The sequence below is a fragment of the Nonomuraea sp. NPDC049504 genome (assembly GCF_040676845.1).
Classification (GTDB): domain Bacteria; phylum Actinomycetota; class Actinomycetes; order Streptosporangiales; family Streptosporangiaceae; genus Nonomuraea; species Nonomuraea salmonea.
This window is the reverse complement of sequence record NZ_JBFAPT010000012.1, coordinates 216,006-240,238: the sequence shown is the minus strand read 5'-3', so window position 1 is coordinate 240,238 and position 24,233 is coordinate 216,006. Positions and strand designations below refer to the sequence as shown.

Below are 24,233 nucleotides of genomic sequence, written 5' to 3'. Positions count from 1 at the left end.
GCGGTGAATCTCTCCGAACTGACGACCGAGTCGGCCGACCCGCGCTTCGCCGGCATCGACACCATGAGCGTGGGCGAGCTGGCGGCGACCATGAACGCGGCCGACGCGAGCGTGCCCGCCGCGGTGCAGACGGCGCTGCCCAGCATCACCCCGGCCATCGAGGCCGCCGCGGCCCGCATGGAGACCGGCGGGCGGCTGGTCTACGTGGGCGCGGGCACCCCCGGCAGGCTGGGCGTGCTGGACGCCTCCGAGTGCCCGCCGACCTTCTCCACGCCGCCCGGGCAGGTGTTCGCGATCATCGCGGGCGGTGAGAGCGCGATCGTCTCGCCGTGCGAGGGCGCCGAGGACGACGAGGCGGCCGGCGCCGCCGCCGTCGAGTCCGCGGGCATCGGGCCGCTGGACACCGTGGTGGGCATCGCCTCCAGCGGGCGGACGCCGTACGTGCTGGCCGCCGTGCGGCGGGCCCGGGAGCTGGGCGCGCTGACCGTGGGGCTGTCGTGCAACGCGGGCACCCCGCTGAGCGCGGCGGCCGAGCACGGCATCGAGGTGCTCGTCGGGCCCGAGGTGATCAGCGGCTCCACCCGGCTCAAGGCGGGCACCGCGCAGAAGCTCGTGCTCAACATGTTCTCGACGATCGTGATGGTGCGGCTCGGCAAGACGTACGGCAACCTCATGGTCGACGTGAAGGCCAGCAACGGCAAGCTGCGCGAGCGGGCCGTGCGCATGGTCGCGACGATCACCGGGGCCGGCCGCGACGAGGCGCTGGCCGCGCTGCAGACCAACGGGTTCAACGTCAAACAGGCGGTCGTGGCCTCGCGCTTCGACCTGTCACCGCAGGACGCCGCGGCCCGGCTGGCCGCGGCCGGCGGGCGGCTGCGGGTCGCTCTGGGGGAGACGGCATGAGGGTTCTCGGGATGATCTCCGGCACCTCGCACGACGGCATCGACGCCGCCATCGTGGAGTTCGAGCTCACCGGGGGCGTGCTCGAAGGCAGGGTCGGGTACACCGCGAGCACGCCGTACCCGGAGGAGCTGCGGGCCCGGCTGATCGCGGCGCTGCCGCCGGCGCCGACCACGCTGGCCGAGGTGTGCGAGCTGGACACGCTCATCGGGCAGCGCTTCGCCGACGCCGCCGCGGCGGCCGTCGCCGCGGGCGGGCCCGTGGACCTGATCGTCTCGCACGGGCAGACCGTCTACCACTGGGTGGAGGGTGCGCACGCGCGCGGCACCCTGCAGATCGGCCAGCCCGCCTGGATCGCCGAGCGCACCGGCGCGCCCGTGCTGTCGGACGTGCGCATCAGGGACATCACCGCCGGCGGCCACGGCGCTCCGCTGGTGTCGGTGCTGGACGGCCTGCTGCTCGGCGCGCACGAGGGCGGCGCGGCGGCGCTCAACCTCGGCGGTATCTCCAACATGACCGTGGTACGCGGCGACGACCTGTACGCCTACGACATCGGCCCCGCCAACGCCCTGATCGACGCCGTGGTGACCGGCAGGGGCCTGCACCCCCGCGGCTTCGACGAGGACGGCCGCATCGCCGCCTCGGGCCAGGTGCACGAGGGCCTGCTGGCGGTGCTGCTGGACGAGCCCTACTACCGGCTCACCCCGCCCAAGAGCACCGGCAAGGAGCTGTTCCACCCCGGCTACGTCGAGCAGGCGCTGGCGCGGACCGCCGCGCCCGTCGGCGACGCCGACCTGGTGGCCACGCTGACCGAGCTGACCGTGCGGACCGTCGCCCAGGACGTGCGCGGGGCGGGCGTGGGCGCGCTGGTCGTCTCCGGCGGCGGCGCCCGCAACCCGGTGATCATGGACGGGCTGCGCGCCGCGCTGCCCGGCGTGCGGGTGGCGCCGTCCGACGAGTACGGAGCGCCCACGGACGACAAGGAGGCCATCGCGTTCGCGCTGATCGGCTGGCTGACCGCGCACGGCCTGCCGGGCACCGTCCCCGGTGGCACGGGCGCGAGCGCCGCCCGCGTCCTCGGCACGCTCACCCCGGGCGCGGGCCCGCTGGTGCTGCCCGCGCCGCTCGCGGCGGCGCCGCGCTCGCTGGTGCTCACCCGATGACCGTCACCGCGGAGCCGCCGCCTGGCCTGATCATGGCGGCTCGTACGCCGTGGTTCGAGCTCACCGAGGTCACCGGTCACCGCACGGTGCGCGCGACCGGCGCCGGGCTCGAGGGGGTGGCCAGGATGACCCTGGAGACCTACCACGACCTGGCCTCGGTGACCAAGGTCATGGCGACGACCACGATGCTCATCCGGCTGGTCTCCGACCGGCTGGTGGACCTGGACGCGCCGCTCAGCGCGTACCTGCCGCACTCGTACGAGGCCATCACGGTGCGCGATCTGCTGCTGCACCGGGGCGGCCTCTGGGAGTGGTGGCCGCTCTACGTCCAGCACCGGCTGCCGCCGCCGCGCTACCGCCCCGGCCGCGCCCGCCACTACTCCGACCTGGGCTTCATCCTGCTCGGCCGGATCGTCGCCGCCGTCACGGGGCTGCGCCTGGACCGGGCGCTGGCCGAGCTGGTCACCAGGCCGCTCGGCCTGACCTCCACCACGTACGCCCGCCCGGCCGGCTCCGAGGTCGCCATGAGCGCGCTGGACGACCGGGTCGAGATGACCATGCTGGACACCGGCCGGCCGTACCCGGTGCCGTATCGCAGCGGCGACTTCGCCGGCTGGCGTACCGGGCCGGTGCTGGGCGAGGTGGCCGACGGCAACGCCCACCACGCCTTCGGCGGCGTGGCGGGCCACGCGGGCCTGTTCTCGACGGTGCCCGACCTGCTGAAGTACGGCGCCGCCCTGGCCAGGTACGAGGAGCACGACCACCTGTGGCGGCCCGAGGTCGTCCGCGAGTTCCTCTCCCCCGGCCCCGACCCCGAGCAGGCGCTGGGCTTCCGCCGGTACGCGCTCGACCTGCCCGGCGAGACCGTCACCGTGCTCGGGCACCCCGGCTACGTCGGCTGCGCGGTCGGCTTCGTGCCCGGCCGCGACATCGTGCTGGCCCTGGCGAGCAACCGCCTGCTCGTCGAGGGCACCCCCACTCCCACGGACGCCCTCTGGGCCGGCCTGCTGCAGGCCGTCGAACAGCGATCGAGGACCGCATGACGACCCCGCTTCTGGAGATCGACGACCTCTCCGTCGCCTTCCGCACCCGCAAGCAGGACGTCACCGTCGTCAAGAACGTCTCCATGAGCATCCTGCCCGGCCAGACCGTCGCCGTCGTGGGCGAGTCGGGCTCGGGCAAGTCCACCACGGCGGCGGCGGTCAACCGGCTGCTGCCCGACAACGGCCGCATCACGAGCGGGCGGGTCGTGTTCGACGGCCGGGACCTGGTCAAGGCGTCGGCGCGGCAGATGACCGCGATCCGCGGCGCCGGGATCGGCCTGGTGCCGCAGGACCCGATGTCGAACCTGAACCCGCTCATGCGCATCGGCGACCAGATCGCCGAGGCCCTGGAGGTGCACGGCGTGGCCAGCGGCAAGGCGGCCCGCGAGCGGGTGGTCGAGCTGCTGGACATGGTGGGCATCCAGGACGCGCGGCGGCGGGCCAGGCAGTACCCGCACGAGTTCTCCGGCGGCATGCGGCAGCGGGCGCTCATCGCCATGGGGCTGGCCTGCCGGCCCAAGCTGCTCATCGCCGACGAGCCGACCTCCGCGCTCGACGTGACCGTGCAGCGGCGCATCCTCGACCAGCTCGAACAGCTCACCGCCGAGATGGGCACCGCCGTCTTCCTCATCACGCACGACCTAGCGCTCGCCGCGGAGCGGGCCGACGTGGTGGCCGTGATGTATCACGGCGAGATCGTGGAGACCGGGCCCGCCGCGGGCATCCTGGGCGATCCCGGGCACGAGTACACGCGGCGGCTGCTCGGCGCCGTGCCGAGCCTGTCGTCCGTACGGGTGCAGGAGCCGCCCCGCGACGCGCCCGACCTGGTCGTGGTGGACGGGCTGCGCAAGGTGTTCCCCGGCAGGGACGGCGACCCCGGCTTCACCGCCGTGGACGAGGTGTCGTTCACGATCCCGCGCGGGCAGACGGTCTCGATCGTGGGCGAGTCGGGCTCCGGCAAGTCCACGACCGCGAACCTGCTGCTCGGCTTGGACGAGCCCACCGCGGGGAGCATCCGCTTCGACGGCACGGACCTCGCCGGGCTCGGGCGGCGCGAGCTGTTCGCCTTCCGCAGGCGGGTGCAGCCGGTCTTCCAGAACCCGTACGCCTCGCTCGACCCCCGCTACACGGTCGAGAAGTCGATCATCGAGCCGCTGCGGGTGCACCGCGTCGGCACCCCGGCCGAGCGGAGGAAGACGGCCGCCGAGCTGCTGGAGAAGGTGTCGCTGCCGGCCTCCATGGCCGGGCGGCTGCCGCACGAGCTGTCCGGCGGCCAGCGCCAGCGGGTGGCCATCGCCCGCGCCCTGGCCCTGTCGCCCGAGCTGGTCGTGCTGGACGAGGCCGTCTCGGCGCTGGACGTGCTGGTGCAGGCGCAGATCCTGGAGCTGCTCGCCGAGCTGCAGCGGGAGCTGGGGCTCAGCTACCTGTTCATCAGCCACGACCTGGCCGTGGTGCGGATGATCTCGCACCGGGTGCACGTCATGCGCGGCGGGCGCGTCGTGGAGAGCGGCACGGCCGGCGAGATCTTCGACCGCCCGTCCGACGGCTACACCCAGGAGCTGCTCGCCGCGATCCCCGGCAGCAGGTAAGTTGGAATTTCAGACTTACAGGTGGGAGGGGTGGTCATGCCCAGACAATGCTCGATCGCCAACGCGCTCGAAGTCGTCGGCGAGCGGTGGAGCCTGCTGGCGCTGCGGGAGATCTTCATGGGCGTGCGCCGCTTCGACCAGATCGCCCGCAACACCGGCGCCAGCCGCGACATCCTGACCGCCAGGCTGCGCAAGCTGGAGGAGGCCGGCCTGCTCGAACGCCGGCCGTACGCGTCGCGCCCGCCGCGCCACGAGTACGTGCTCACCGAGTCGGGCCGGGCGCTGCACGAGGTGCTGCTGACGCTGATGTCGTGGGGCGACCGCTACGTCACCGACGGCCCGCCGCCCAACGTCTGGGCCCACAGCTGCGGCAAGGTGCTGGAGCCCGTCACGGTCTGCGCGAGCTGCAACAAGCCGGTGCTGGCCGAGGACATGGCCGCGCTGCGCGTGGCCGAGGACATGGCCGCGCTGCGCGTGCACGAGCCACAGTAGTCACGTGAAGATCCTTTTAGTCCAGCCTCCGCACTGGTCCCCCGACGGTCACGCCAACTTCGACGCCGCCGAGACCCTGATCGGCTCCTCGAGCTCCGCCGGTCCCCCCGCCGACGTGCTGCTGCTGCCCGAGCTGGCCGGGTCCAGCCTGCCCCGGTCCGACTACCTGGCCAGGGTGCGCGACCTCGCCACCGGCTCCGGCATGGCGGTCGTCGGCGGCTCGCACTACGACGGCCCGGTCAACCGGGGCGCGGTCTTCGACGCGGGCGGCACGCTGCTGCTGGAGTACGACAAGGTGCACCCGTACGGGCTGGAGCTGCGCTCCGGCATCCGGCCCGGCCGCCCGAGCGCCGGCTTCGAGCTGGCCGGCCACCGCCTGCACGTGCTGCTCTGCGCCGACCTGTGGTACTCCGCCAGCCTGGCCGGGCGCGACGGCCTCGACGCCGTGCTGGTGCCCGCCTTCTCCGTCACCCGCTGGGACGGCCCCGCCCCCGCCAGGGAGCTGTGGCAACACATGAGCGTGGCGCGGGCGTACGAGTTCATGACGTACGTGGCGGTCAGCGACTGGCACCATGAGACCACGTACCACGGGCATCCCTGCGCGGGCGTCACCGGCCTGGCCAACCCCTGCCCGGAGACGCACACCGGCTTCTTCACCGGCCCGCCCGACGCGCCCGTCTCGGTCCACGAGCTGGACTTCGCCCGCCTGGACGCCTTCCGCTCCGACCGCACGGCCCGCGGCTTCCGCTGACGCTCAGGGGCTGACAGCCGGGCCGGCGGCCCGATACGGTCGCTGCTGCCCCCTGAATGCTCGATGGAATGGTGTCCTGTGCGGTCGTGGTCAGAGCTGCCGGTCGGCCGGGTGGTCCGGCTCGACGCCGACGCCGAGGCGATCGCCGTGAGCATCGACCCGCTGCCGCCGGACGCCCCCGCCGTCCTCACCTACCGGCCGGGCCCGGTGACCTCCGTCTCCGGGCTGGTCGCCGCCGTCCTCGACGAGCTCGACGCGGCGGCCGTCGCGCTGTTCCCCGCCTGGTTACCCGGGGCCGAGGGCATCGAGGGGCCGGGCGGCGCGCACCTGCCCGCCGTCCGCGCCCTGGCGCTGCGCAGGGCCGCCGCGAGCGAGCATTATGGACCGTTCCTGGCGGAGCTGGCCGAGCGGGCGCTAGCGGGCGGGCCCAGCGGGTTACGGCCCGAGGTGCGGGCCGCCGGGCTGGCCAGGGCGCTGGCCGACAGCTTCGGCAGGAGCCGCACCGCCTTGCTGGTCCGCGTCCCCGACGGGCTGACCGCCGCCGGGCAGGAGGTGCTGGTCGCCGCGTGCGAGTGGCTGGCGCACCGGGGGTCGCTGGGGGTGTGGCTGGCGGGCGCGCCGCTGGACGCCGTCGATCGGCTGGAGACGGTCAAGCCGCGCCTTCCCGCTCTCACCGTCCCCGTCGTCCCCGAGCCGCCGCGGGTGTCGTACCCGGCGCCGGTCGGACGGCCGCATCCCGGCAGTCCCGGTGAGCAGGCGCTGGAGGCGGCGCTTTCCCGGCAGGCGTGGGCGTACGGGCGGGCGTGGAACCAGACGTACCAGCCGCATCCGCTGGCCGTGCCGATCCGGCTCGACCTGGTGTGGGAGCGGGAGCGGTGCGTCGTGGAGATCGACGGCGACGACCACCGGCAGGCCGCCAAGTTCGCCGCCGACCGGGCCCGCGACGTGCGGCTGCAACTCGACGGTTACGCCGTGCTGCGCTTCCTCGATGTTCAGGTGTTGACCGACACCACTACCGTGATCAACTCGATCGCGCGGTTCCTGCGGAACCGCCGCGGGACGGAAGGATGAAATATGCCGGACAACGGGCTGTCGCTTCCCGAATTCGCCGCTTTGGTCGTGCTGGCCGTCGAGGCCCGCGAGGTGCCGAACACCGAGCTGAAACAGCGGTACAAGCTGTCACTCGACGGTAAGCATCGGGTGCGGCTCAACGACATGAAGCTGGTCGAGAGCCGACGGGTGGGACGAGGGTTCTCGCACACGCTGACCGACTCCGGGTGGGCGCGCCTCGCCGACGACCTCGGCACGGGAACGTTCCCGGTGATGAGCGGCTCGGCCGGCGCGATGGCGATCGCGTTACTGGGGTGGCTGCCGCGCTACATGCGGCGTACCGATCAGAGCCTGGCCGACGTGCTCCAGCCCGACGATCCGGCCGAGGCCGCTGACGTCGAGGAGCGCATCCGGGCCGCGTACACCGCGCTCGCCGCCCGGCCCGGCGCGTGGGTCAGCCTGACGGACGTCCGCGACCGCCTGCCCGATGTGCCGCGCTCCGACGTGGACGCGACACTCGTCCGCATGGAGCGGCTCCCCGACGTCAACCTCGTCCCCGAGTCGAACCAGAAGACGCTCGGCCCGCGCGACCGCGACGCCGCCGTGGTCATCGGCGACCAGGCCAAGCACCTGCTCTGGATCGGCCCGCGGTGACGGGCGGCGCACAGGACCTCGCCGCGCTCAGCTTCAACTACACCGAGAGCGCCGACGACGTGTGGCGCCGCTCCGAGTACCACGTGGAGGGGCTGCACGGCGCGTCCGCCCAGATCGTCCTGGACGGCCTCGCCGAGGCGGCCGGACGCGCGGACGGCAGCCCCATCGGCGTCGTCGTGCAGGGGCAGCGCGGCACCGGCAAGACGCACCTGCTCGGCTGGGTACGCGAGCAGGCCCAGCGCCAGGGCGGCTACTTCGTGCTGGTCAGCCTGCTCGACGCCAAGGGCTTCTGGGAGAGCACCGTGGTGTCGATCCTGGACAGCCTGTTCCGGCCGCGCGAGGACGGGCAGGTGCAGCTCGCGGTGCTCCTCGACCGGCTGGCCGTCCAGGTGGGCGTCTCCCGCATGACGCGTCGCGCCGTCACCGGCAAGCGGCACATCACCAGGGAGGAGCTCGACACGTTCATCACCCGGCTGCGCCAGTCGCACCCGCAGGTCGGCAAGGACTGCCAGGACGCGGCGCGTGCCCTGGTGCTGCTGGCCGGCGAGGACCTCGCGCTGCAGGACCTGGGCGAGGCGTTCCTGTCGTCGGCTCCCGAGGGCGAACCGGGCGAGCGGGCGCGGTGGGGCATCCGCCAGGTCGGCAGGACGCCGCAGGAGATCGTCCGAGACGTCTCCCGCCTGCTCGCCCTCACCGGCCCGACGGTCATCGCGGTGGACCAGATCGACCCGCTGGTCGCGCAGTCCTCGACGGCGACCCAGAGCGGCGGGCTCGACCCGGGCGAGGCGCTGCTGATCGAGCGCATCGCGGGCGGGCTCATGGCGTTGCGCGAGGTCACCCGGCGTACGCTCACCGTGGTCACCTGCATCCCCGCCACGTGGGCGCTCATCGAGAACGTGGCGGTGGACACCGTACGCGACCGGTTCCGTCAGGCCGTCCAGCTCATGACCATCCCCGACGCCGGCACCGCGCGGGCCCTCGTCGCGCGGCGGTTCGAGGTGCAGTACGGCGAGGCCGGCGTCAAGCCGCCCTACCCGACGTGGCCGGTGCGTCCCGAGGCGTTCGAGCAGGCTCCCGGCTTCACGCCGCGCCAGCTCCTCATCCGCATCGACCAGCACGTACGGGCCTGCGTCCAGGACGGCGAGGTCAGAGAGCTCACCGGCTTCACCACCGACCGGCCTGAGCCGGCGCCCGTGCCCGCGCCGCCCTCCTCCGGCGCTCTGGCCGCGATCGACGCCCGCTTCGCCGAGCTGCGCGACGCCGGGCCCGCCCCGGAGATCGACCACGCGAGCGAGGACACCGCCATGCCCTCCCTGCTCGCCGCCGGGCTGGCGGCCTGGATCGCCGAGCGGGGCGAGGCCGGGACGGCGTTCAACGTGGACCCGCCGCCCAGCCAGAAGCCGCCCCTGCACGCCCGGCTGCGCCGCACGCTGGACGAGGCCAGGGAGGACGAGGTCCACTGGGCCTTCCGCGCGGTCACCGCCGCGCACGGCAACGCGGCGCTCAACCGGGTGCGCAAGGCGTGCGTGGCCGCCGGCCTGGACGCCGACGTCCCGAAACGCCACCTGTTCCTGCTCCGCAACACACCCTGGTCGAAGGGCGCGGCCACCCAGGCCGCGATCGCCGCCTTCGAACGGGCCGGCGGCCGCACCCTGAGCTGGACCGGCGACGACCTCCGCGTCCTCGCGGCCCTGAAGGCTCTGCTGTCGGAGAATCCCCCGGACCTACGAGCTTGGCTCACCTCCCGCCACCCGACGAAAACGATCCCCTTCCTCACCGAGGCCCTGACCGGCCCCTGGACCGTTCCCCCCGCACCCTCACAGACCACCCCCTCACAGACCACCCCCTCACAGACCGCATCGCAGGACCCGGAGGCGGGGCCGGCAGTGGCATCGGAGCCGGGCCCGGTCCGCGCGCGGCCAGGGGGCGGGGGCGGCGCGCCGTCCTTGTGCGTCGGGCGGCGGATCTCCGATGGGGTGGCCGTGAGTGTGGGGCTGGAGGCGCTCAGGAAGCATGTGACGATCTTCGCCGGGTCCGGATCCGGCAAGACCGTGCTCATCCGGCGGCTGGTCGAGGAGTGCGCGCTGCGCGGCGTGTCCGCCATCGTGATCGACCCGAACAACGACCTGGCCAGGCTGGGCGACCCCTGGCCGGAGGAACCGCCGGGGTGGGAGGCGGGTGACCGGGAGCGGGCGCGGGAGTACCTGGAGAACACCGACGTGGTGGTGTGGACGCCGGGCCGCGCGGGCGGCCGCCCGCTGGCCTTCCAGCCGCTGCCCGACTTCACGAGCCTCGCGAACGACCCCGACGAGTTCGCGGAGGCGGTGGAGGCCGCGGTGTCGTTCATCGTGCCGCGCATCAGGCTGGACGCCCGCACGGAGAAGGCGCAGCGCGGCCAGGCGGTGCTGCGCAAGGCGCTCGCGTACTACGGCCGCCGTGGCGCGACCAGCCTCAAGGGCCTGGCCGCGCTGCTGTCCGACCTGCCCGACGGCGTGAGCGAGCTGGCCAGTGCCCAGCACATCGCCGCCGAGCTGGCCCAGTCGCTGACCGCCGCGATGGACAACGACCCGCTGTTCGGCGGGACGGGCACGCCGGTGGACCCGGGCCTGCTGATCACGCCGCCCGAGGGGAAGCGGGCCAGGGTGTCGGTGATCAGCCTGGTCGGCCTGCCGTCGCTGGAGCAGCGGCAGAGCTTCGTGAGCCAGCTGCAGATGGAGCTGTTCGTCTGGTTCAAGCGGCACCCGGCGCAGGACCGCCCGCTGGGCGCGCTGCTGGTGACGGACGAGGCGCAGACGTTCGCCCCGGCGACGGGCACCGCGGCCTCCACCCGCAGCACGGTGCTGCTGGCCTCACAGGCCCGCAAGTACGGCCTCGGCCTGGTCTTCGCCACCCAGGCGCCGAAGGGCCTGCACAACCAGATCCCGGGCAACGCGGCCACGCAGTTCTTCGGCCTGCTGAACGCCCCGATCCAGATCACGGCGGCCAAGGAGATGGCCAAGCAGAAGGGCGGCGACGTGCCGGACATCTCCCGCCTCGGCGCGGGCCAGTTCTACGTGGCGTCCGAGGAGAGCGCGTTCACCAAGACGCGCGTCCCGATGTGCCTGACGTGGCACCCGAAGTCGCCGCTGACGACGGAGGAGGTCATCGGGAAGAGCCGGGCATGACGAAAAGGGGGAGCGCCGGTGCGGCGCTCCCCCTCAGCCGGGAGCGCCCGTCAGGCGCTCCCCTTTCCGCAGATCAGCGCAGGGCGTAGGCCCGGATCACCTCATGCGCCACCGCGTTGCCCTTGACGTCGGAGGCCCGCAGCCGCAGCGAGACGAACCCGGACCGCGACTGGGTGAGCGACGTCTCGTAGCGGCCCTCGCCCTTGGCGCGCAGCCGGGCGCTCTTCCAGGTGGCGCCGTCGTCGTACGACACCTCCAGCGACACGTCCTTGATCGCGCTGCGCTCGGCGCCCTCCTGGTGGCGCAGGGTGAGCCCGAGCTTGCGGGCCCCGGCCCGGTTCTTCAGGTCGACCGGTGCGTCGAAGGAGGCCAGCAGCAGGGGCACCACGGTCGGCTCGCCGGCGTGCGCGGAGCCGAACGTCCACTCGCCGCGCGTCCGGACGGCCAGCTTCGCCCACTCGGCCTCGTTGGCGACGTCGTACGTGATCCGGTACGTCCCCTTCTCGGCGGGCAGCGTCCCCGACCCCGAGGGCAGGTAGTTGGTCTGCCACAGCAGCTCGTCGCCCTGGTAGAGCCGGAAGTCGGTCTTCAGCCCGTGCTCGAAGTCGCTGGTGTACGCGTCGCCGAAGTTGCCCTGGGCGTCCACGAAGCCCTGCGGCGACAGGAACAGCTGGTCGCCCTCCCTGCGCGTCGGGTTGCGCGGGTTGAAGCCGGGCAGCAGCGGCTGCTTGAACGCGGTGCGGCTGACCCGCTCCCCCGCCTTGTACGCCCGGAACTCCGGCGACGACAGCGAGAGCCGCGGCGTGTCGGGGTGCGGCCACAGGTTGTTGTACGCCCGCTCCGGCGTGATCGCCGACGAGGTCCACACCACCTCGGGGTCCGGGGTGACGTACTCGGTGCGGGTGCGCGGCGTCTTCGCCATGGGGTGGTTCGTCGAGATGGACGAGGTGTCCCAGGGCTCGAAGACGAAGCGCGCCTCGTTGACGGTCACGTCGTCGGAGAGCTGGCTGTGGTAGCCGGTCTCGATCCTGGCCAGCGACTTCGACTTCACCTTGTACGTGAGCTTGTCCGGCACCCGCCCCTTCTCGCGCAGGTACAGGTCGTACACGTACGGGCTGGCCACGATGCCCTTGGCGACGATCAGGACGGGAAGGTGGCGCGCCCGCTGGACGAGCTCCATCCCCTCCTCGTGGGTGAGCCGCACGGTCGGGACGGCCAGCTTGACGCCGTTGCCGCCGGTGGTGGCGTCGGGGCCGGGCCGGTCGCTGTAGACGGCGACCATCGCGGCGCCGGCCGCGGCGGCGGCGTTGGCCTGCGTGGAGACCGGCACGCCGTCGGTGCGGCGGATGACGGCGAGCTTGCCGCGCAGGTCGCGGGCCTTGATCTCGGCGGGGGTGCCGCGCCCGGCGTCCACGGCGAGGAGCAGGCGGGTGCCGTCGAGCCGGGGGTACTCGGTGGCGTAGTCGCTGAACTGGACGGGGTCGACGTACTGGGGGTCGAGCTTCAGCCCGAGGGTGGAGAAGGTGATCTCGGGCGCGGTGAGCCGCCAGCGGGTGGCGACGACGAACGTGCCCTTGGTGACCTTCCTGGTGGGCTGGATGAACAGGCGTTCCTCGATCTGCCCGCCGGGCGTGATCGTGGTGCCGCCGCGCAGCGCGGTGCCCTGCTCGCCGGCCCGGTACCACTTGATCGCGGCGGCGGCGCCGGTGTTGCGCTTGGTCTCGTGGTCGGGGGTCTCGACCTTGACCTCGACGGCCTTGCGGGCGTCCAGGACGACCTCGGTGTCCTTGGTGATCTTCATCTCGGGGTCGCCGACCAGGCTCTCGTTGAGCGGGTCGCCGGTGGCGGTGCTGTCCTGCGTGGCGGGCATGGTGAAGATGTGGCCGAGCACGGAGTAGGTGCCGGGCTTGACCAGCAGGCAGGTGCCCGAGCCGTACTTGGCGTCGGTGCAGGGCTGGGCGGGGTCGCCGGGCAGTACGCGGCCGACGAGGGTGCCCTCGTCCAGGTTGAGCACGGTGAAGCCGCCGCGGGCCGTCCTGCCGTCCCTGGCGATGCCGCGTACCCGCAGCTCGACTTTCTCCTCCTCGACGCTGCCGGTCAGCAGCGTGCGGGCGCCGCCCGCGACGAGCTCCTGGCGCAGCACGCCCGGCCGGTCGGCTTTGAGCGTGACCTTGGCCTGCGCGGTGCCGCCCGCGGGGACGGTGAGCCTGGCGGGTTCGACGGTGAACGCGTCGCCGGCGCTCAGGTCGAGGTCGGCGGGCTGGTCGCCGAGGTTGCGGTAGCCGATCGTGAGCGTCTTGGCGGCGCCCTCGTCGTTCCTGCCGAAGTCGAGCGTGCCGGTCGAGGCGACGACCGTGCTCCGCAGCGCGGCGTTCACGTCGATGCGGCCCAGGCCCTGGGCGTCCACGGGGATGTCCTGGCCCGGTTTGGCGGTGGCCGTGAGCAGCGCCTTCAGCTCACCGCCGGTGAGGCCTGGACGGGCCTGGCGCAGCAGCGCGGCCGCACCCGCGACGTGCGGGGTGGCCATCGAGGTGCCGGACATGGATACCAGCCCGCCGCCGGTCCTGGCGGCGGTGATGTCCACGCCGGGCGCCGTCACCTCGGGCTTGACCGCCTGGGTGGCGGTGATCGGGCCGCGGCTGGAGAAGGGGGCCAGCTTGTCCTGCTTGTCCACGGCGCCGACGGTCAGCGCCTCGGGGGCGTCGCCGGGCGAGCCGACGCAGGACTCGCAGCCGTCGTTGCCGGCCGCGACCACGAACAGGGTGCCGTACTCCCGCGTCAGCGTGGACAGCGCCTCGGTGAGCGGGCCGCCCGCCTCGGGGCTGCCGAGGCTCATGTTGACGATCTGGGCGTGCTGCTCGCCGGCCGCCCACTCCATGCCGTCGATGATCCAGGACAGCTGGCCGTAGCCGTCGGCGGCCAGGACGCGGCCGTTGAGCAGCCGCGCGCCCGGCGCGACGCCCTTGCCGCCGTCCACGCCCGCGCCCGCGATCGTGTCCGCGACGTGGGTGCCGTGGCCGTGGGGGTCGCCGGTGGCGTTCTCGCCGGTGAAGTCGCGCTGCCCGGCCACCTTGCCGGTGAGGTCGGGGTGGGTGGCGTCGACGCCGGTGTCGAGCACGGCCACGGTGGTGCCGGCGCCGTCGTGCCCGGCGGCCCACGCGGCGGGGGCGCCGATCTGCGGCACGCTCTCCGTCAGCGTGGGCCTGACCTTACGGTCGAGCCAGATCTTCTCGACGCCGGCCAGCGCGCCCGCCGCGCGGGCCTGCGAGGACGGGGCGGCCAGCGCGGCGAGCTGGGCGCCGAACGCGGGGGCGTCGGACGCGGCGACCGACACGCCGGCGCCGCCGATGCTCTCCAGCGTGCGCTCCTGCCGGGCGGCGGGCACAGCGGCCTTGGCAGCGTTGGCGCCGTAGGTGAGGATGAGCGGGATGGCGGCGCCGAAGTCCTGCTCGGCCAGCGCCGTCACGTCGAACAGCGCGGGGTCGAGCCGGCCCGGCACCAGACTCGCGACGTCGTCGGGGATGACGGTGACGCCGCGCTGGGTCTCCATCACCTGGAAGGTGGGCACGGAACCGTCGGCGCGCGGGACGGGCGTGACGGTGACCGCGTGGTGACCGCCGTCCACGTCGCGCACCTGCACCCGGTCGCCGGTGATCAGGGTGATCTCGTCGCTCGTCGCCGCGGCCGTGAAGGGCCCGGCGCTTTCGGCGTACGCGGCGGGCGCCGCGAGCAGCGCGGCCGCCATGACCGTGGGGAGCGCGAGCGCCGACCCCCACTTCAACCGGCTTAAGCCACGCAGCATGGGACGACCTCCAGAGAATCGGTAAGCACGAATACCGGATTTCTAGTGGTCCCGAACTGCGGTGTCTATGACATGGAGGTGGCCACATCCTGACTTGTCGTGAATCCGCCAGCTACCCCTTCGTCGCGCCGCCGAGGTTGAACGACCCCGCGAGGTACTTGTTGACCGCCACGTAGAGGATCACCGCGGGTGCCGTGTAGAGGATCGAGAACGCGGCCAGCTGCCCGTAGGCGACCTGCCCGTACTGCGAGAAGAACGTGTAGATGGTCACCGCGGCCGGCTGCTTCTCCGGCGCGTCCAGCAGCACGAACGGGGCGAAGAAGTTGCCCCACTGCCCGACGAACACGAAGATCGCCACCACCGCGATGCCCGGCGCCATCAGCGGCCCCACCACGGCGCGCAGCGACTGCACCCATCCGGCGCCGTCCACCCAGGCGGCCTCCTCCAGGCTGACCGGCACGCCGTCCATGAAGTTCTTCATCATCCAGATGGAGAACGGCAGCGAGCTGGCGGTCAGGAACAGCACCATCGCCGGCACCGAGCCGTACAGGTTGAACCGGAAGAACATCGCGTAGACCGGCACCAGGATCGCCGTCATCGGCAGGCCCGTGGTGAACAGCAGCGTCAGCATGAAGTGGCGGCGGTAGCGCAGCTGGTAGCGCGAGAGCGGATAGGCCGCGAGCCCGGCCACCACCACCGTCAGCAGCGCCGTCGAGCCCGAGATGACGACCGAGTTGATCAGCGGGAGCACGATCGTCTCCCAGGTCAGCACGGCCTTGAAGTTGTCGAGGGAGAAGGTCAGGGTCGGCGCGGCGGCCAGCGTCGCCTCCGGCTGCACCGAGGCGATGAGCACCCAGATGAAGGGCCCCAGGAACGCCAGCGCGATCACCAGCAGCGACAGCGTGGCCGCGCCCCTCGCGGCGAGTCTGGTCATGCGTCCTCCACCTTGATCAGACGCAGGTAGATCAGCGAGAACAGGGCCCCGATGACCAGCATGACCAGCGCGATGGCCGAGCCGTAGCCGATCTCGAAGTAGCGGAACGCCTGCTCGTACATGTAGAGCGGGGTCGTCTGGCTGGCCGTGCCAGGACCGCCGCCCGTCAGGGCGTAGATGAGCCCGAAGCTGGCCAGCGTCTGCAGGGTGATCAGCATCAGGTTCGACATGATCGAGCGCCGGATCAGCGGCAGCGTGATGTGCAGCAGCCGCTTTCCTGGGCCCGCGCCGTCCACCGCCGCCGCCTCCACCAGGTCCTTCGGCACCTCCGACAGCGCCGCCGAGTAGACCAGCATCGAGAACGCGGTGCCGCGCCAGACATTGGCCAGGATCACCGCCAGCATCGGCGCGGTGTAGAGCCACTCCTGCGAGATGCCGAGCGCGGTGTTGAGCGTGCCCTCCTCGGCGAGGAAGGAGAACCAGCAGGCCGCCGCCACGATCTCGGGCATCACCCAGGCCGCGATGACCACGCCGTTGACCGTGCTGCGCGTCACCCTGCCGCGCCCGCGCATCAGCAGCGCGATGATCAGGCCCAGCGTGTTCTGGCCGATGACGGCCGAGCCGATCACGAAGACGAACGTGAGCAGGAACGAGTTGATGAAGTTCGGGTCGTCGAAGAGCTTGACGAAGTTGTCCAGCCCGACGAACTGCGAGTTCACCGAGGCCGAGCCGGTCAGGGTCTCGTTGGTGAACGCGATGTAGACGCTCCACAGGATGGGCCCCGCGAGGAACAGCGCCAGCAGCACCAGCGCCGGGCCCAGGGGCAGCAGCCAGCGCATGACCCGCCGCCGTGACGGGCCGCCCGCAGGCGTGCCCGTCACGGGCGGGGACGGCGCCGTGGCGACCGTCATTTGGCGACGACCTTGTCGGGGCCTCCGACCGCGCCGGGCAGCGCCTTGGCGTAGGCCGCGGTGGCCTCCTCAGGCGTCTGCGAGCCGGTGGTGACGGCCTCCATGGCCTCCTGGATCTGCGCCGACACCTTCGGGTACGCCTCGTAGGCGGGCCGGTAGTGCGTCACCTCGGCGAGTTCGGTGAAGAACTTCACCGACGGGTTGTCGGCGGTGTACTTCGGGTCGGCCGCGACGTCCTTGCGCACGGCCAGGTCACCGGTGCTCACGGAGTACGTCATCGCGTTCTCCTTGTTCATCGCCACGGTGATGAAGTCGAACGCCTCCTGCTTGAGCTTGGTGTAGGAGCTCATCGCCATGACCCAGCCGCCCGACATGCTGACCGCGCCCGGCTCCTCGCCGTTCTGCGTCGGCATGGCCGTCCAGCCGATCTTCTCCTGCCAGGCGGGCCACGGCTTGGTGCTGGTGTCCTTCCAGGCCGACGGCGTCCAGGCGCCGTCGAGGGAGATGCCGACCTTGCCGGCCGGGAACCACTCGTGGTTGACCTTGTCGGCGAGCTTGGCGTTGTGGGCGTCGGCCTGCCTGGGGCCGAGCTCCTCGCGGTAGATCGTGTGGATGAAGGTCAGCGCGTCGGTGAAGTTCTTGCCGCCGCTCACCCACTTCTGCTGGGCGCTGTCGTACAGGGTGCCGCCGGGGGTGCCGTACAGGAGCATCTCGAAGCCCTGCATGGTGGACGCCTCGCCGTGGATCTTCGTGGAGTACATGCTGAAGGGGACGGCGTCCGGCACCTTCTGCTTGATCGTCCGGGCTGCGGTCAGCACGTCGTTCCAGGTCTTCGGCTCCCACGGGACGGGCAGTCCCGCCTTGGCGAAGACGTCCTTGTGGTACCAGAGGCCGCGCGTGTCGGTGCTGATCGGCACGCCGTAGATCTTGCCGTCGGCGCCCTTCGCGGCCTCCTTGACCGAGTCGGGGAACTGGGAGCTCCAGTCGGGCCACTTGGTCAGGTATTCGTCGAGCGGGGCCAGCTTGCCCGCGGCGACGTCGGCGTTCACCTGGAAGGTGTCGTGGTAGTAGATGTCGGGCGCCGAGTCCGCGGAGCGGTTCAGCAGCGCCAGCTTCGTGTAGTAGGCCTCGTTGTTGCCCTGCACCCCGGTCAGCTTGATCGTGACGCCGGGATGGCTGGATTCGTACTGCTTCTTCGCATCCGTGAGCATCTTCTCCAGGTGCGGCCACGTGGGCTCGACCTTGTAGAGAACCTCGAGCTCCTTGGTTCCTGAGGCTTCTTCGGCGGCGCCACCGCCGCAACCGGCTGCTGTCAGCGCTGTCAACAGCAGGAGGGAACCGGCCAGCCTACGTGTCATCACGGCCTCCCCTTGTTTCCTTTGGGTTGCGGAGAACGTAAGTCTTTTTGATTTACTAAGTCAACACTTTGTGGTGATATGACTCACATGCAGCAGGGCACCAACCTGCCCAAGGTCGGCAGCTACAACCGGGCCGTGGTGCTGGAGGCCATCCAGGCCTCCGACGGGATCAGCCGCGTCCAGGTCGCGTCCGTGACGGGGCTGACGGCGCAGACGGTGTCGGTGATCGTACGCAGGCTGCTGGAGGAGGGCCTGGTCGTCGAGGACGGCTCGGCGCCGTCGCGCGGCGGCAAGCCGGCCACCATCCTGCGGGTGGACGCCGGCGCCGGCTACGCGGTCGGCGTGCACTTCGATCCCAAGGCGCTGTCGTGCGTGCTGGCGGACCTGGCGGGCCGCCCGGTCGCCCGGCTGCATCTGCCCGTACGCCCGCGGGCCAGGCCCGACGCGGTGGTCAGGCAGATGGCGCGGGCGGCCAGGCGGATCCTGCGCGAGGCGGGGGTGCCGGACGGCAAGGTGCTCGGGGTGGGGCTGGCCTGCCCGGGACCGCTCGACGGCGACGGCGTGATGGTGAGCCCGCCCCGGCTGCCCGCGTGGGCCGGCACGCCGATCAAGGAGTTGCTCCAGGAGTACACCCGCTTCCCGGTGACCGTCGACAACGACGCCACGGCGGCGGCGATCGGCGAGCGGTGGGCCGGCATCGCGCGCTCCGCGCCCAGCTTCGCCTACCTCTACCTCGGCACCGGCATCGGCGGCGGGCTGTTCCTCGACAACCAGATCTATCGCGGGCGCTCACTCAACGCCGGCGAGTTCGGGCACATCACCGTCGAGCCCGACGGGCCCGCGTGCTACTGCGGCAACCGGGGCTGCGTGGAGGCGGTGTGCTGCCCGAGCGCGATCGAGGCGGCCGCGGGCGGCGCCGACCACGCCGACGTCTGCGCGGCCGCGGCGCGCGGCGAGCCGGCGGCGCGCGCGGTGATCGAGCGGGTGGCCGACCGCCTCGCCGTGGCCGCCGTCAGCGTGGTGAACATGCTGGACATCGACCTGCTCGTGCTGGGCGGGCCCGCGCTGCGCGAGGTCGGCGGCATCTATCGGGAGGCGATCGCGGCGGCCGTGGCGGGGCGGACGATGGCCAGGCGGCTGCACGCCGTACGCGTGGAGACCTCACCGATCGCGGCCGACGCCGCCGCGATCGGTGCGGCCTCCCTCGTCTTCCACGCCACCTACGCGCCCCGCCTCGGCACGCTGCTCAGCGGCTGAGCCCGGCTCGATGGTCAGGCGCGCGGCCGGGCCCTGGCGCGCGGGTTCTGGCGTCAGGGCCCGGCCGGTGCGGGCTCAGGCCCGCTTCATGCGCAGCGTGACCAGCTCGAACGGGCGCAGCGCCACGGCGATCCCGTCGCCGGGCCGCTCGGGCTCGCCCGTCGGCCGCTCCAGCAGGTCGGTCGTGACGACCTCCGCGACGGGGAAGCCGGGACGCAGCCTGGCGCGGGCCCGGCCGCCGCGCGACTCGTGGAAGCGGACCACCACGTCGCCGCTGCCGTCGTCGGCCAGCTTCACCGCCGTCACCACCACGGCGTCGTCGTCCACCGTGACCAGCGGCTCGACCGGCGCGGAGCCGGGCACGCGGCGCTCGGGCTGGTTGATGAAGTGGCCCTCGCGCACGGCGTCGCCGATCTCCGCGCCCGGCACGAGCGCGTGGCGGAAGCGGTGCGCGCCCTGGTCGGTCTCGGGGTCGGGGAAGCGCGGCGCGCGCAGCAGCGAGACGCGCAGCGTGGTCGTGGTGCCGTGCTCGTCCACGTCGCGGGTGACGTCGTGGCCGTAGGTCGAGTCGGTCACCATGGCCACGCCCCAGCCGGGCTCCTCCAGGTGCACGAAGCGGTGGTTGCAGGCCTCGAACTTGGCGGCCTCCCAGCTCGTGTTGGTGTGGGTGGGGCGGAAGGTGTGACCGTACTGGCTCTCGGAGGCGTACCGGTCGGCGCGTACGTCGAGGGGGAAGGCCAGCTTGAGGAACTTCTCCGTCTCGTGCCAGTCGACCTCGGTGTCGATCTCCAGCCGCCCCTCGGCGAGCGTGAGCCGCTGCACCATCGACGAGGCCCCGAACGAGCGCTCGACCACGACCGTGACCCCGTCGAGGCGCACGTCGTCCGCCTCCGTCAGGTCGGTCACCGTGTTGCGGTAGAACTCGTCCACGTCCCAGGCGTCCCACTTGTTCGGGAAGTCCGGGTGCAGCTGTGGCAGGCAGGCCGCCCGCCCCGGCGCGACGGTCTCGCGCCCGGCCCGCAGGTCGTACGCCGACACGACCAGCCCGCGCCCGTCGATCTCGACCCTGAGCAGCCCGTCGTCGAGCACGAACCCGCCCGCGGGCCGCGGCGCCGCCTGCACGGCGGCGGCCGGGGTCTCGGGGGCGGCGCCGCCCGCGGGCACGCCGTTGCGGGCGTGCGGTGCGCCGTTGAAGACCAGCGTGCCGCCGGCCGGCTCGCCCGCCAGCGCGCGCTGCGCGGCGTCGATGATGCCGTTCAGCTCCTCGGTCACCAGCTCGTACGTCCTGCGCGCCTCCCGGTGCACCCACGCGATCGACGAGCCGGGCAGGATGTCGTGGAACTGGTGCAGCAGCACCGTCTTCCACAGCCGGTCGAGCGCCTCGTACGGATAGTCGGCCCCCGCCCGTACGGCCGCCGTCGCCGCCCACAGCTCGGCCTCCCGCAGCAGCGCCTCGCTGCGCCGGTTGCCCTGCTTGGTCTTGGCCTGGCTGGTCAGCGTGGCCCGGTGCAGCTCCAGGTAGAGCTCGCCCACCCAGACCGGCGGGTTGGGGTACTCGGCCTCGGCCTTGTCGAAGAACTCGGCGGGCGTCTCCCACGTCACGGTGGGCGAGCCCTCCAGGTCGCGGACGCGGGCCGCCCTGGCCACCATCTCGCGGGTGGTGCCGCCGCCGCCGTCGCCGTGCCCGGTCGGGGCCAGCGAGTGCCTGGCCACGCCCTTGTCCTTGAAGTTGCGGGCCGCGTGCGCCAGCTCGCCGCCGCGCAGGGAGGCGTTGTAGGTGTCGATGGGCGGGAAGTGGGTGAAGATCCTGGTCCCGTCGATGCCCTCCCACAGGAACGTGTGGTGCGGGAACGTGTTGGTCTGGCTCCACGAGATCTTCTGGGTGAGCAGCCGCTTCGACCCGGCCGCCTTGATGATCTGCGGCAGCCCGGCCGCGAACCCGAACGTGTCGGGCAGCCACACCTCCTCGTTGTCCACCCCGAACTCGTCGATGAAGAAGCGCTTGCCGTGCACGAACTGCCGGGCCATCGCCTCGGAGCCCGGCATGTTCGTGTCGGACTCGACCCACATGCCGCCCGCGGGCACGAACCGGCCGGTCGCCACCGCCTTGACGACCTTGGCCCACACCTCGGGCCTGTGCTCCTTCAGCCAGGCCCACTGCTGGGCCTGCGACATCGCGAAGACGAAGTCGGGGTCCTCCTCCAGCAGCGTGGTCATGTTGGAGGCGGTGCGGGCCACCTTGCGCACGGTCTCGCGCAGCGGCCACAGCCAGGCCGAGTCGATGTGGGCGTGCCCGACGGCGCTGATCCGGTGCGCCGACGGCACGGCCGGCGCGGCCAGGACACCGGTCAGCTCGGCCCTGGCCGCGGCGGCGGTGCCGTTCACGTCCTGCAGATCGACGGCGTCCAGCGCGCGCTCGATCGCCCGGAGGATCTCCCAGCGGCGGGCGCCCTCGACGGGCAGCTCCTGCATCAGCTCGCCGAGCACCTCCAGGTCCATCACCAGGTCCCACACCGTCTTGTCGAAGACGGCGAGGTCCATGCGGGCCAGCCGGTAGAGCGGCTCGGTGCCGGCCGTCTCCTTGTCGCCCAGCTGAGTGGGCAGGAAGGGGTGGTAGTCGAGGATGACCGGGTTGGAGGCGGCCTCGATGTGCAGGCGCACCTCCTCGCCGCCCTCGGCGGGCCCGGCGACGCGGACCCACTGCTGGCGGGGGTTGAGGCTCTTCACGGGGGTGCCGTCGGGCCGGTAGACCAGCCCTTCGCACTGGAAGCCCGTCTTGTCCGGGTTGAACCCGAGGTCGAGCACCGCTTCGACGATCTTGCCCGTCCACTCCATGGGGACGGTGCCGCTCACGGTGAACCAGCTCGTGCCCCACGGCGGCCCCCACGGCGTGCCGACCGCGATCGGCTCGCGCGGCGCGGCCAGGCCCTCGGCCACCGGTACCGGCTCGCCCGGCGCGTGCCACACGCCCACCTCCAGCGGCACCGACTCGGGATAGACCGCGGGGCGGATCCGCTCGGTCAGTACGCGCTTCAGACGGGCTTCGACCAGAGTGCGGTCGTCATGCATCAGGCAGGCTCCTCAGCAGATGGAGAACGGCGGGCCGCTGGCAAGGGCGGGCACCAACAGCACGTTATGCATCCCCATCATTTCCGGCAAAGCCACCCCCTCTTCTCAAAAGGGGAGAGAATCCCCTGGGGCGGTTACCGGTGCCGGGCGGGCAGTCGGGCAGGCCCCAGGGGATCCCCGATCAGGCGCAGGTGTAGCCGGAAGGCGTCTGCGTGTTCCCGTTCGGACGGTTCACCTGGAAACCGAACGTGGTACTGGCGTTCGGCGCCAGGTTGCCGTTGTAGTTGGCGTTCCTGGCCGTGACGGTCTGCCCGCTGACGGTCAGGGACGCGTTCCACGAGCCGGCCAGCGTGTGCCCGGAGGGCAGCGTGAAGGTGACGGTCCAGCCGTTGATGGCCGAGGTGCCGGTGTTGGTGACGGTCACCGGCTGGACGACGTAGCCGTTCTGCCACTGGGTCTGCACGGTGCCGGTGGCGGTGCAGCCACCACCGCCGACGGGACCCTCGGAGGTCGTGAACGTGGCGGCCGGCGAGTTGCCGGACAGGTTGCCCGCGCCGTCACGGGCGCGCACGTAGACCTGGTACTGCGTCTCCGGCGTCAGCCCCGTCAGGTTGATCGAGGCGGTCGTGCTCTGCCCGAGCAGCGTGTCCGTGGCGCCCTGCTCGCGGTAGACGTTGTAACCGGCCAGGCCGCTGCCGCCGCTGTCGGTCGAGGCGCTCCAGGACAGCGTCGCCGAGTTGGAGGTGACGTTGCTCGACGTCGGCGTGCCCGGCGTGGTCGGCGGCGTGGTGTCGTCGCCGCCCGTGCCGCCCGCCAGCGCGTCGTGCACGGCGGTGTAGGAGGCCTTCTGCTGGTAGTTCTCGTCGTAGATGAGCGCGGCGCCCTCACCGCCGAACGTGTCCGGCACCCACGAGTGCTTGTCGGTGAAGCCCCAGATCGTCACGCCGGCGCAGGCCGTCACCGCCAGGCAGGCGTTGATGACGTTGCGGTAGTAGGTGGCCTGGGTGGCGTCCTTGGAGGAGTTGCGCGGCATCTGCATGCGGATGTCGAGCTCGGTGATGCGCACCTGGACGCCGAGCGCGGCGAAGCGCTCCAGGTTCTGCTGCAGGTCGTTCGGGAAGCCGTACTGGATGGCGAGGTGGCCCTGGAAGCCGACGCAGTCGACCGGCACGCCCTGCTGGCGCAGCGAGGAGACCAGGTTGTACATCGCGGTGCTCTTGGCGTTGATGCCCTCGACGTTGTAGTCGTTGATGCACAGCCGGGCGTCGGGGTCGGCGGCCCGGGCGGCCCTGAAGGCGTCGGCGATGTAGCTCTGGCCGAGCGTGTTGTACCAGAACGAGCTCCGCATGCTGCCGTTCTCTTCGAACACCTCGTTGACCACGTCCCACGAGACCACGGCCGGGTTGTCGGCGTAGCGGCCGACGACCTGCGAGATGTGGTTCTGGATCGCGCTGCGCATGGCGCTCGCGCCGAGGCCCTGCACCCAGCCGGGGGTCTGCTGGTGCCAGACCAGCGTGTGGCCGTGGACCTGCTGGTTGTTCTGCTCGGCGAAGTTGACGATGGCGTCGGCGCCGGAGAAGTTGAACTGGTTCTGGCTGGGCTCGGTGGCGTCCCACTTCATCGCGTTCTCGGCGGTGATCTGGTTGAACTCCGTGGCCGCGATGTTGCGGTAGGCGGTCTCGTTCGACAGCGGGCTGGTGGCGAGCGCCGCACCGATGAACTTGCCCTTGGAGGCCGCGTGCGTACGCAGCGGCGCCGATGCTTCCGCCGGGACGGTGGGTAGGAGGAAGGTCGCGAGCAACCCCGCTAACGCGAGGGGTCTGAGGAGTGAGGACGAACGCACGGGCATCTACCTCCGGAGGCAGGCACTCGATTCCGAAAGTTTCGGCCCCGATGGGACCATGGAGCAGACGGTATTGACATGCGCACGAGCGGGTCAACCAGGCGGTCGGGCCGGGGCCAAATGAGCAGTTGGCGGGCAGAAAGTATCGGCAAACTCATGAAAGTTTCATGGTCACAGCGGCGGAGATCAGGCGTCTAGCGCACGTACCGGCCGGTCGGTACTGTGATTGTCCGGAACAATCGTCCACTGCGGG

General features: G+C 72.1%; 16 protein-coding genes. 10 read left to right on the top strand and 6 right to left on the bottom strand.

Features of this window, described 5'->3' with window-relative positions:
* The first annotated feature begins 3 nt into the window (after positions 1 to 3).
* The 9 genes from murQ to AB0K28_RS24015 all read left to right on the top strand — a co-directional run bounded on the left by murQ (position 4) and on the right by AB0K28_RS24015 (position 10,806).
* A complete protein-coding gene (gene murQ / locus AB0K28_RS24055) occupies positions 4 to 903 on the top strand; it encodes an N-acetylmuramic acid 6-phosphate etherase (RefSeq protein WP_345386252.1) in 900 nt (299 codons plus the stop codon).
* Positions 900 to 2,063: an anhydro-N-acetylmuramic acid kinase gene (locus tag AB0K28_RS24050; protein ID WP_364373781.1), complete on the top strand. Its 1,164-nt coding sequence runs from the start codon at positions 900 to 902 to the stop codon at positions 2,061 to 2,063. The genes murQ and AB0K28_RS24050 overlap by 4 nt, the downstream gene beginning before the upstream one ends.
* Positions 2,060 to 3,106: a serine hydrolase domain-containing protein gene (locus tag AB0K28_RS24045; protein WP_364373778.1), complete on the top strand. Its 1,047-nt coding sequence runs from the start codon at positions 2,060 to 2,062 to the stop codon at positions 3,104 to 3,106. Before AB0K28_RS24050 ends, AB0K28_RS24045 begins: the two co-directional genes overlap by 4 nt.
* Positions 3,103 to 4,695 (top strand): ABC transporter ATP-binding protein, encoded by a 1,593-nt coding sequence (locus AB0K28_RS24040; RefSeq protein ID WP_364373775.1) that lies wholly within the window; start codon positions 3,103 to 3,105, stop codon positions 4,693 to 4,695. The genes AB0K28_RS24045 and AB0K28_RS24040 overlap by 4 nt, the downstream gene beginning before the upstream one ends.
* Positions 4,696 to 4,731: 36 nt before the next feature.
* Positions 4,732 to 5,187, top strand: a complete 456-nt coding sequence (locus AB0K28_RS24035; protein WP_364373772.1) for a helix-turn-helix domain-containing protein — start codon at positions 4,732 to 4,734, stop codon at positions 5,185 to 5,187.
* 4 nt (positions 5,188 to 5,191) lie between these two features.
* Positions 5,192 to 5,938: a carbon-nitrogen hydrolase family protein gene (locus tag AB0K28_RS24030; RefSeq protein ID WP_364373769.1), complete on the top strand. Its 747-nt coding sequence runs from the start codon at positions 5,192 to 5,194 to the stop codon at positions 5,936 to 5,938.
* Between the two features lie 78 nt (positions 5,939 to 6,016).
* The gene (locus tag AB0K28_RS24025; protein ID WP_364373766.1) at positions 6,017 to 7,009 is read left to right on the top strand and encodes a DUF559 domain-containing protein; all 993 of its coding nucleotides are present in this window, start codon (positions 6,017 to 6,019) and stop codon (positions 7,007 to 7,009) included.
* A gap of 3 nt (positions 7,010 to 7,012) precedes the next feature.
* A complete protein-coding gene (locus tag AB0K28_RS24020) occupies positions 7,013 to 7,642 on the top strand; it encodes a hypothetical protein (RefSeq protein ID WP_345386264.1) in 630 nt (209 codons plus the stop codon).
* A complete protein-coding gene (locus AB0K28_RS24015) occupies positions 7,639 to 10,806 on the top strand; it encodes a DUF87 domain-containing protein (protein WP_364373763.1) in 3,168 nt (1,055 codons plus the stop codon). The genes AB0K28_RS24020 and AB0K28_RS24015 overlap by 4 nt, the downstream gene beginning before the upstream one ends.
* A gap of 73 nt (positions 10,807 to 10,879) precedes the next feature.
* Here the strand turns inward: AB0K28_RS24015 and AB0K28_RS24010 are convergent, their stop codons facing one another.
* The 4 genes from AB0K28_RS24010 to AB0K28_RS23995 form a co-directional block, all read right to left on the bottom strand.
* A complete protein-coding gene (locus AB0K28_RS24010) occupies positions 10,880 to 14,608 on the bottom strand; it encodes a S8 family serine peptidase (protein WP_364373760.1) in 3,729 nt (1,242 codons plus the stop codon).
* Between the two features lie 112 nt (positions 14,609 to 14,720).
* Complete coding sequence (locus AB0K28_RS24005) at positions 14,721 to 15,542, bottom strand: carbohydrate ABC transporter permease (protein ID WP_345386271.1); 822 nt, start codon at positions 15,540 to 15,542, stop codon at positions 14,721 to 14,723.
* Positions 15,539 to 16,453, bottom strand: coding sequence for a sugar ABC transporter permease (locus AB0K28_RS24000; RefSeq protein ID WP_345386273.1), 915 nt, complete (start codon positions 16,451 to 16,453; stop codon positions 15,539 to 15,541). The genes AB0K28_RS24005 and AB0K28_RS24000 overlap by 4 nt, the downstream gene beginning before the upstream one ends.
* On the bottom strand, positions 16,450 to 17,811 hold the full coding sequence (locus AB0K28_RS23995; protein ID WP_345386275.1) for an extracellular solute-binding protein: 1,362 nt from the start codon (positions 17,809 to 17,811) through the stop codon (positions 16,450 to 16,452). Before AB0K28_RS23995 ends, AB0K28_RS24000 begins: the two co-directional genes overlap by 4 nt.
* 78 nt (positions 17,812 to 17,889) lie before the next feature.
* On the opposite strand from AB0K28_RS23995, the gene AB0K28_RS23990 reads away from it, so the two are divergent.
* Positions 17,890 to 19,068, top strand: a complete 1,179-nt coding sequence (locus AB0K28_RS23990; RefSeq protein WP_364373755.1) for an ROK family transcriptional regulator — start codon at positions 17,890 to 17,892, stop codon at positions 19,066 to 19,068.
* Positions 19,069 to 19,143: 75 nt separating this feature from the next.
* On the opposite strand, the gene AB0K28_RS23985 is transcribed toward AB0K28_RS23990, so the two are convergent.
* Complete coding sequence (locus AB0K28_RS23985; protein ID WP_364373752.1) at positions 19,144 to 22,137, bottom strand: glycoside hydrolase family 38 C-terminal domain-containing protein; 2,994 nt, start codon at positions 22,135 to 22,137, stop codon at positions 19,144 to 19,146.
* A gap of 181 nt (positions 22,138 to 22,318) precedes the next feature.
* A complete protein-coding gene (locus AB0K28_RS23980) occupies positions 22,319 to 23,938 on the bottom strand; it encodes an endo-1,4-beta-xylanase (protein ID WP_364373749.1) in 1,620 nt (539 codons plus the stop codon).
* Between the last annotated feature and the right edge of the window lie 295 nt (positions 23,939 to 24,233).